Raw genomic sequence first — 8,133 nt, forward strand, 5'->3', positions numbered from 1 at the left:
GACGGATCGCAACCGGACAAGGATGTCCGACATTTTCAGGAGGCAAGCGTGAGCGCAAATAAAGAATTAAGCGGACGAATTTTCAATATCCAGAAATATTCGATCTACGACGGTGACGGTATCCGCACACTGATTTTTTTTAAAGGCTGCAATCTTCGCTGCCCGTGGTGTGCCAACCCGGAAGGGTTAAGCAGCCAGTTTCAGGTGATGTTCTCTCAGGATAAATGCATCAACTGCGGCGACTGCGTCAATGTATGCCCGGCGGGGATCCACTACCGCGCGGAAGTCAACGGAGAAATGAAGCATTTCGTCAACCGTAATAAAGACTGTATTGGTTGTCGCAAGTGTGAAGAAATTTGCACCCAAAATGCACTGGATATCATGGGTAAAGATGTCACGGTCAGTGAACTGATGGAGATCATCATGCAGGACTATGACTTTTACGTCTCCTCCGGCGGTGGTGTCACTATTGGGGGCGGTGAGATGAGCTTGCAAACTGATTTTGCCGTTGCCCTGTTCAGTGAATGCAAAAAGATGATGATCAACACCGCCGTTGAAACCCAGGGTACAACCCCGCTTGCAAACTATCAGAAGCTGGCTCCGGTCACCGACACCTTCCTGTTCGATATCAAACAGATCGATAGCAATCACCATAAAACGCTGTTCGGAATTGGCAACGAAGGCGTGCGTCGCAATCTGGAGTGGCTGGTGGATTCGGGTGCCAACGTGATTGTTCGTATGCCGCTGATTCGTGGTTATAACGATTCGTGGGAAGCGATTACCGGTGCTATCGACTACGTCCAGAAACTGGCCAAACGCGGCAATATTCGCCGAATCGATATGCTGCCGTACCACCAGCTGGGGCGCAAAAAGTATGAACGACTGGAGATGCCCTACCCGATTGTTGAAGACCCGTCATACAGCGTGGAAGAGCTGGACAAACTGGAGGCGTTTTTCGCCCAGTTCGATTTTGATATTCGCTTAGTTCGTCATTAAAGGAGCCGTAAATGAACAGTTTAGGCGTAATTGAAACACGTGGTCTTGTAGCCGCAATTCAAGCCGTAGATGCCGCCTGCAAAGCAGCCGGGGTGAGCTGTATTGGTTATCGCAAAGTAGGTTCCGGGCTGGTAAGCGTCTGTTTTGAGGGGGAAATCAGCGCAGTTTACACGGCCATTGAACGTGGTATTGCTGTGGCATCTGCAACCGACCATCAGGCCAAATCACTGGTGATCGCTCGCCCGGAACGCTGTGTGGTTGAAGCACTCAGTAACCTGAAAGGTCATCCGCCACGTGTCGAATCAGGCCAGAAACCTCATGCAGAGCTGCCGACAGTTGCAGAAGTGACTGTCTGCGAGGAAACCGCTGAAGTTTCTACAGATACTGAAACTGCAATGCCTGTAGCTGAGAAAGAAGTGCAAGCCCCCATTGTGGAAGTGAAAAGCCACGGGCATAAGAAAGGGAAAAAAGCATGATTGACGCACTGCTACAGGAAAAAATCACCACGCGACTGATCGATACCGCCCCCACAATTCCGGTCGGTGTTTCTAATCGTCATGTGCATCTGTCGCAGCAGGATGTTGAAGCGCTTTTTGGTGTTGGCTACCAACTTACGCCCTTTAAGCCGTTGCGCCAGCCAGGGCAATTCGCCGCTGAAGAGTGTGTGACGGTTGTCGGTCCGAAAGGTTCTCTGACTCACGTCCGCGTACTTGGCCCGGTTCGCCCGACAAGCCAGCTGGAAATCTCCCGTGCCGATTGTTTTACTCTCGGCATTAAAGCGCCAGTGCGTGAATCCGGGCAACTGGAAAATGCCGGTGACGCACTGTTGGTGGGGCCGAAAGGTCATGTTGAGTTGCATTCACAAGTCATTTGCGCCTGGCGGCATATTCATATGTCTCCCCAGGATGCTCGTCTGTTGAATGTCAGCAATGGGCGGAAGGTGAGTGTTCGCAGTCACGGTGAACGCCAGTTAACGTTCGATGAAGTGGTGGTACGGGTGCGCGATGATTTTGCCCTTGAACTGCATATCGATACGGAAGAAGCCAATGCTGCCGGACTGAAAAACGGGGCGCAGGTAACACTGATTCGCTAAGGGAGGCCATCATGACCGAACAACAGATCGACACCATCGTCAACCTGATCCTCCAGCGGCTGCAACCTGCGGTACTGGTCATGGTGACATCTGCGGATGGCTATCGGGATCTGATTCATCAGCGGCTGGCTCGTTGTGGCGAACGGTTGCATCTGGCGCTGGATGAAACAATCAGTGATAGCGAACGGTGGCAGCAAATTGGTGACGTGATACCTGCTAAAACATGGCAGCAAAAATTGCCTTCAACGCCCTATAAAGCGTTATTGCTGCCGTTTTTGAGTTACCCGCTGGCTGTAGATGTTGTCAACGGTACGCTGCAAAGCCCGGTAGCGCAAAGGGTTCACGATGCGCTACTGGCGGGTATTCCGGTACTGGCACTGCGTTATTACTGCGATCCGCACAGCGAATTAAACGCGCTTCGCGGTACTGTTCACAGCGACTACGCGGCGCATCTTTCCGCCACGCTCGCCGGCCTAAACGAATGTGGCATTACGTTATGTTCCATGAATGAAATGCTGGAGAAACTGGCAACAGGCGTCAGCAGTCAATCGCCTGTAAGTCATCAGCGGCGTTATCTGACTGTCACCGATATCGTCAATAATCCGGCACTGGCAAAATCACCCGACGCCGTACTGACCGATGCTGCGGTCGATTTTTTGAAAGCACAGAAAAAATAACCTTACCTCGATAACAAACCTGGAGTTTAGATATGTCTTCGAAAACAAAATGCTGGCTATGGATGTTACTGGTCATCCTTTCTGAAACCTCTGCAACATCCACACTTAAAATGTTTGATAACAGTGAGGGGATGACAAAAACGCTGCTGCTGGCCCTGATCGTCGTACTGTATTGCATTTGTTACTACTCGCTTTCACGGGCAGTAAAAGATATCCCCGTTGGTCTGGCTTACGCCACATGGTCCGGTACTGGCATTTTGATGGTCTCAACCCTTGGGATTTTGTTTTACGGTCAACACCCGGATACCGCCGCCATTATTGGTATGGTCATCATCGCCAGTGGTATCGTCATTATGAATCTGTTCTCAAAAATGGGCAGTGAAGAGGCGGAAGAAACGCCAGTTACCAACCTCGATAAAAAAATCGCTAACTAACAAAAGGAATTGCTCATGTTTAATATTGGATTTTTATGGCTGGCACTTTCCATCGGTTCTGAAATAACCGGTACATCAATGATCAAAAAAACCAACGGTTTTAGCCGGCTGTGGCCTTCTGTTCTGGTGGTATGTGCTTATTCAATGTGTTATTTCGCCCTGACCAGGGCAATGAGTACTATTCCGGTTGGTGTTGCCTATTCACTCTGGTGCGGCTTTGGGATTGTCGGCGTGACAATTTTCTCGATGATTCTGTATAAACAAAAGCCCGATTTACCCGCCATTTTTGCCATGCTGCTGATTATTAGTGGCGGCATTATTATGAATGTATTCTCAGGCATGTAATGACGTAAGGGTGTTTTATACAGCGCCATTTGTATTGCTTACAAATGGCGCATTCTAATTGACATATCAAAATGCTGTACGATTGATATTCACCGGCATTCCTGATCGACGTTCCATAGCGGCATTGGCACGTTGTACATCTACCTCTTGTCCATTGATAAAAGCACGCAGCGCAGGGGTAATTGGTAACGGCACCTTTCTGTCAGACTCAAACTCCGCACGATTTCGTGATAACGGTTCATGAACTTCCAGCCAGTTCGAGCCATCTGGTTCTGTGGTGTATTTCACTGGCTGGTCAATAATTTGTACGCGCGTCCCAACAGGAACATTATCAAACAGATATTTAATATCGTTATCGCGCAGACGAATACATCCCTGACTTACCCTCAGTCCAATACCAAAATTGGCATTCGTACCATGAATAGCATAAAGGCGACCAATATAGATGGCATACAACCCCATTGGGTTTTCCGGCCCGGCGGGAATAAACGCAGGCAGACTCTCCCCACGCTTTGCATATTCACGGCGGGTGTTTGGCGTTGGTGTCCACGTTGGCGCTTCCTGTTTACGCTCCACCGTCGTTACCCAATTGCGCGGCGTTTCACGCCCGGCCTGACCGATGCCAATGGGAAAAACTTCAACGGTCTGGCTGTCTGGTGGGTAATAGTAAAGGCGCATTTCAGCCACATTCACCACCATCCCCTTACGGACTGTTGCCGGAAGAATAAGCTGTTGCGGCACGACCAGTGTTGAGCCTGATTTCGGTAAAAAAACATCAGTACCAGGGTTTGCCTCCAGCATATTGCTGAGCCCTTGCCCGTACTGCGCTGCAAATGTTTCCAGTGGTTGTGTGTTATGTTCAGGCACCTGAATGGTTAATGGTGCACCCACTAATCGGCTACCTTCTGGTGGAAGTGGGTAAGTTACCGCCAGACTCGTTTGCCAGACGGAAAGTAGAATAAAAGAACCAAGAATACATACACGACGTATCATTTCCCTTTCCTTAGTCGCGACAGATATTCAATAAGTATAGCTTTTATCAGACTTTTCGCTGGTAGCAGGTCAACAAGCCACAGCGACGCAGTAAAGGTTGTCGCTTAACTTAAAAGAACGTAGTGCAGATTATTGACCTCGCATTCTTTGTTCATGCCGGATACAGCGTAAATGCTTTATCCGACAACATTGCGTTTGTTATCCGTCTCAGGATAGAGTCACACCGCTACCTTGAAGCCACCAGCCTTGCTTCGCAAGCCATATCGCTCTGTCGATGATATCCACGGATTAACGGCTGGCAAAAAACAGACTTACCTGATGAATTCTCATACCTGAACTCTGCAATGACGTTATTCAGATACTGTATTAGCGATGTCGCTTTACCTGAAGAACTGGCTAATGCTCGAGCCTGGTAATCGCTGAGTTTTTCAATCAAAATCAACGCTGGCCCTTCAGGATAGTGGCTTATTTCTGGCACTGCTGTTGCACTATTAGCAATAAAAATCAGCACCGAATAATCCGTAAAAGCATCCCTTAACGATTGCGCTGGCCCACCGTTAAATGGCAAAAATTCCTGTTGCCACTCCTCACCAATAAAACAGGTTATCGGCAACACATCCGCCAATCGGTTTGCCAGATTAATGTCGCCCTGTAAGAAGCAAAACAAAGCTATCGAGTCAGGCTTTATCGTTTGCATACCATAAGCCCCCACCTGACGCTTTGTTGTGAGTAGAATTTAACTCCGCCGTAAAAGCAGTTTGTAACTTTATGAATTGAATCTCTTTTGTTATCACTCTTTTGAGTGATTCACCTACATTTGCCGCCATACCCTGATCCTTTCTCAGGGTGGTAGGGGTGTAAGACGCGTCAGTACTCTGCCAGACGCTTCCGGGAAACCCACTTCCCACCGAAGTTGTTGGTTATAACCGACAGGCAGGTCTTCTGGCTTAGCGTCATCCTCTCCCGCCCTTCCCGACCTCTCAGTCAGTGGTATTTGCGGGGTTGTCAGCATCACAGCAGCGGGGGCTGTGAGGGATTCTCACCCTCTTCCCTGGCACAAATGTGCCAAACCTGTCAGCTAATGTTATGAGCTGATTTCATTTTGCTCATAACACGATATTTACGTCTGTACTTTAAATAATTCGCGTTGCAGCATATGCAACCTGAAGCATGACGAATTTACAAAACCTCCATATTATTTACCAATTAATCAGGCCATCTGTGCAATAGCATTTTCGTTGATTTGCTGACGATATGCTTGCGGTGTTATCTGGTATGTCTGACGAAACACTTTGCAAAAATAGCTGGTTTGCGAGAAACCGAGATTTCGCGCAATGCTGCTAATACTCCAGTCACTGTGGCTAAGTAATTCACGGGCGCTGGCCATTCTCTGTTGATTAACCCAAGCATTAAAACCAATTCCATTATATTTTTTAAATAATTTACTGAAATAATAAGGGCTTAGATAAACGTGAGAGGCCACATCCTCCAGACGCAAATCGTCTGATAAATGTGCATCGATATAACGCAATGCTTTTTTCATTTTATTATCGTGCGGACTTGATGCTCGACTTTGACGGGCTATTTCAGAACCTGGCTTACTCTCTTTGATAACAATAAAATTGAGCTGATTCTTAAGACAGTTTTCAACAATAAGCTTCAGCAGGTCGGCAGACGCCATCACTCTTGAATAATCCATCTCTGGAACTTTGCGAAATTCATTCAGTAAATCAGGATCAGCTTGCCAACAATTATCGATATTTAAAATATCAACTAAATCAGCATCGCCATCATTACGTAAACGCACCTGACCACATAACACAAAACCAACCAAATGACCGGCAATCACCAATGGAATCGAAAAATCTGTTAACCCCGCATGGCAGCGATAAATACACGGCTTTTCAGACTTTGACGACTCAAAGCCACCGCAGCGATCACTCATTCGGCAGCGTTCGCTATGCTGAGGATGTTGGCGCATCAGTTGGCAAAAAGGGGTAAAGTTAAAAAGTTGCGAAATTTCGTCACCGTGGATGTTCACAATGACAACCGCCAGGCTGGTAGCTTGTGCAAAATCCTGCGCGATTTTATTAATGAGTTCTGAGTTTAATGTACTGGCAGAAATCATATAAAATCCCTTATTTGAATTATTGATATAATGAATATATAAAGCGAATTTTGTTTTTCTGCGTTACCATTCCATTTCATTGCCAGAAAACAAAACGGACAATAACAAAAGTCTCCTTTTGAGGGGAGACTTTTTGTTCAGTTCGGGAAAGCAGATCACGAAATAGCGTTATAAAAATGGCTAACAGCTTAAAATCACGCCGATTCATTCGTGGGTAAGTTGTTACCAATAAAATAACGATAAATTGCAGCTCCGCCACAGGCACCTATTACCGGAGCTATTATTGGCACAATAAAATAGGGAATATCACGGCCACCTGTCATCGCTACATTGCCCCATCCGGCAAGCCATGCGAACAGTTTTGGACCAAAGTCACGCGCCGGGTTCATTGCAAACCCTGTCAACGGTCCCATGGAGGCACCAATGACCGCAACCAGAATACCAATTAACAAAGGCGCTAACGGCCCTTTCGGCACACCGTTACCGTCATCGGTTAATGCCATGATTAAGCCCATCAGGATAGATGTGATGACTATTTCCACCAGCAACGCCTGCCAGATACTCAGCGCTGCCGCCGGGTAAGTACTAAAGACACCCGCAACAGCCAGACTTTCTACGCTGCCACGCACCATATTGTGTGCCGTTTCATACTCGACAAAAAGGTTGCTGTACAGGAACCATGCGAGCACAGCTCCACTAAAAGCGCCAGCAAACTGCGCTAACGAATATGGCAACACCTTATGCGCAGGAAAACGGGCAAATAACCACAATGCGATTGTGACCGCAGGATTTAAATGCGCACCCGAGATCCCTGCTGTCAGGTAAACCGCCAGGGAAATCCCCAGCCCCCAAATAATACAAATTTCCCAAAGCCCAAGGCTTGCCCCGGCAAGTTTTGCTGCACAAACGCAGCCAATGCCGAAAAACAGAAATAGCCCGGTGCCTAAAAACTCGGCGATACATTGCGCTTTCAGTGAATCTTTCATCATGACACCTTCCTGGTTGAGTCTGTCGCTGATTAACCGTAGTTACGGGCGTTACTATAGAAACGCCTGCATATGAATTTGTTGCTCACCTGCGGAATATTTTTAATAAAATTTGGTCTTTTGATATTAAATTATTGCTTTCAAATTGCTTAATATTTGCGTATTCCTACTGAAAGAATCCCTATTACATCTCATGTTGTTAATAACAAAAAACCGTTATTTCTTAATGTTTGTTTTTTTACATCCATCACAAGCTTTTTCGCGCGTAGCAAATTTTTTATTTAAAGTCACCAATAATAAAATTATTCTGCAAGGACGATCTCTAAAAAATGCTATTCACATCATTTTTATTTTTCTTTTAAAACATGACGATATAAAAACATACAGCAATTTTATACTACGCCCTGAGAGATCCCCTCATAATTTCCCCAAAGCGTAACCATGTGTGAATAAATTTTGAGCTAGTAGGGTTGCAGCCACG

At 46.7% G+C, this 8,133-nt stretch carries 10 protein-coding genes and 1 riboswitch; of the genes, 6 read left to right on the top strand and 4 right to left on the bottom strand.

The features are described 5' to 3' along the window. The first annotated feature begins 48 nt into the window (after window positions 1-48). From cutD to K0335_RS20605, 6 genes are read left to right on the top strand one after another with little or no spacing between them, the layout of a single operon-like run. Window positions 49-996, top strand: coding sequence for a choline TMA-lyase-activating enzyme (gene cutD, locus K0335_RS20580; protein ID WP_001275638.1), 948 nt, complete (start codon window positions 49-51; stop codon window positions 994-996). An 11-nt stretch (window positions 997-1,007) separates the two neighbouring features. After that, on the top strand, window positions 1,008-1,472 hold the full coding sequence (locus K0335_RS20585) for a BMC domain-containing protein (RefSeq protein WP_104920339.1): 465 nt from the start codon (window positions 1,008-1,010) through the stop codon (window positions 1,470-1,472). Continuing rightward, window positions 1,469-2,089 carry a phosphate propanoyltransferase gene (locus K0335_RS20590; protein WP_000564323.1) on the top strand — a complete coding sequence of 207 codons (621 nt, stop codon included), beginning with the start codon at window positions 1,469-1,471 and terminating at the stop codon, window positions 2,087-2,089. The genes K0335_RS20585 and K0335_RS20590 overlap by 4 nt, the downstream gene beginning before the upstream one ends. Before the next feature lie 11 nt (window positions 2,090-2,100). Beyond that, complete coding sequence (locus tag K0335_RS20595) at window positions 2,101-2,766, top strand: hypothetical protein (RefSeq protein ID WP_000139440.1); 666 nt, start codon at window positions 2,101-2,103, stop codon at window positions 2,764-2,766. Window positions 2,767-2,798: 32 nt separating this feature from the next. Further along, the gene (locus K0335_RS20600; RefSeq protein ID WP_000095891.1) at window positions 2,799-3,200 is read left to right on the top strand and encodes a multidrug efflux SMR transporter; all 402 of its coding nucleotides are present in this window, start codon (window positions 2,799-2,801) and stop codon (window positions 3,198-3,200) included. Window positions 3,201-3,215: 15 nt separating this feature from the next. Next, a complete protein-coding gene (locus tag K0335_RS20605) occupies window positions 3,216-3,545 on the top strand; it encodes a multidrug efflux SMR transporter (RefSeq protein ID WP_000481836.1) in 330 nt (109 codons plus the stop codon). A gap of 66 nt (window positions 3,546-3,611) precedes the next feature. On the opposite strand, the gene ldtA is transcribed toward K0335_RS20605, so the two are convergent. The 4 genes from ldtA to pduF form a co-directional block, all read right to left on the bottom strand. Continuing rightward, window positions 3,612-4,538, bottom strand: a complete 927-nt coding sequence (gene ldtA / locus K0335_RS20610; RefSeq protein ID WP_000621210.1) for a L,D-transpeptidase — start codon at window positions 4,536-4,538, stop codon at window positions 3,612-3,614. A gap of 226 nt (window positions 4,539-4,764) precedes the next feature. After that, on the bottom strand, window positions 4,765-5,235 hold the full coding sequence (locus K0335_RS20615; protein ID WP_046077397.1) for a hypothetical protein: 471 nt from the start codon (window positions 5,233-5,235) through the stop codon (window positions 4,765-4,767). 217 nt (window positions 5,236-5,452) lie between these two features. Next, a riboswitch (cobalamin riboswitch) is annotated at window positions 5,453-5,628 on the bottom strand. A gap of 120 nt (window positions 5,629-5,748) precedes the next feature. Beyond that, window positions 5,749-6,666: a regulatory protein PocR gene (pocR, locus tag K0335_RS20620; protein WP_000622360.1), complete on the bottom strand. Its 918-nt coding sequence runs from the start codon at window positions 6,664-6,666 to the stop codon at window positions 5,749-5,751. Window positions 6,667-6,860: 194 nt separating this feature from the next. Then, complete coding sequence (gene pduF, locus K0335_RS20625) at window positions 6,861-7,652, bottom strand: propanediol diffusion facilitator PduF (protein WP_024256672.1); 792 nt, start codon at window positions 7,650-7,652, stop codon at window positions 6,861-6,863. Window positions 7,653-8,133: the final 481 nt, after the last annotated feature.

Source organism: Escherichia sp. GZ89, assembly GCF_019366485.1.
In the GTDB taxonomy this organism is placed as follows: Bacteria; Pseudomonadota; Gammaproteobacteria; order Enterobacterales; family Enterobacteriaceae; genus Escherichia; species Escherichia fergusonii.

Excerpts from the sequence above, each read along its gene's own strand:
- ldtA (WP_000621210.1), bottom strand. The coding sequence starts at position 4,538 with ATGATACGTCGTGTATGTATTCTTGGTTCTTTTATTCTACTTTCCGTC.
- K0335_RS20595 (WP_000139440.1), top strand. The coding sequence starts at position 2,101 with ATGACCGAACAACAGATCGACACCATCGTCAACCTGATCCTCCAGCGG.
- K0335_RS20615 (WP_046077397.1), bottom strand. The coding sequence starts at position 5,235 with ATGCAAACGATAAAGCCTGACTCGATAGCTTTGTTTTGCTTCTTACAG.
- K0335_RS20590 (WP_000564323.1), top strand. The coding sequence starts at position 1,469 with ATGATTGACGCACTGCTACAGGAAAAAATCACCACGCGACTGATCGAT.
- K0335_RS20600 (WP_000095891.1), top strand. The coding sequence starts at position 2,799 with ATGTCTTCGAAAACAAAATGCTGGCTATGGATGTTACTGGTCATCCTT.
- pocR (WP_000622360.1), bottom strand. The coding sequence starts at position 6,666 with ATGATTTCTGCCAGTACATTAAACTCAGAACTCATTAATAAAATCGCG.
- pduF (WP_024256672.1), bottom strand. The coding sequence starts at position 7,652 with ATGAAAGATTCACTGAAAGCGCAATGTATCGCCGAGTTTTTAGGCACC.
- K0335_RS20585 (WP_104920339.1), top strand. The coding sequence starts at position 1,008 with ATGAACAGTTTAGGCGTAATTGAAACACGTGGTCTTGTAGCCGCAATT.
- K0335_RS20605 (WP_000481836.1), top strand. The coding sequence starts at position 3,216 with ATGTTTAATATTGGATTTTTATGGCTGGCACTTTCCATCGGTTCTGAA.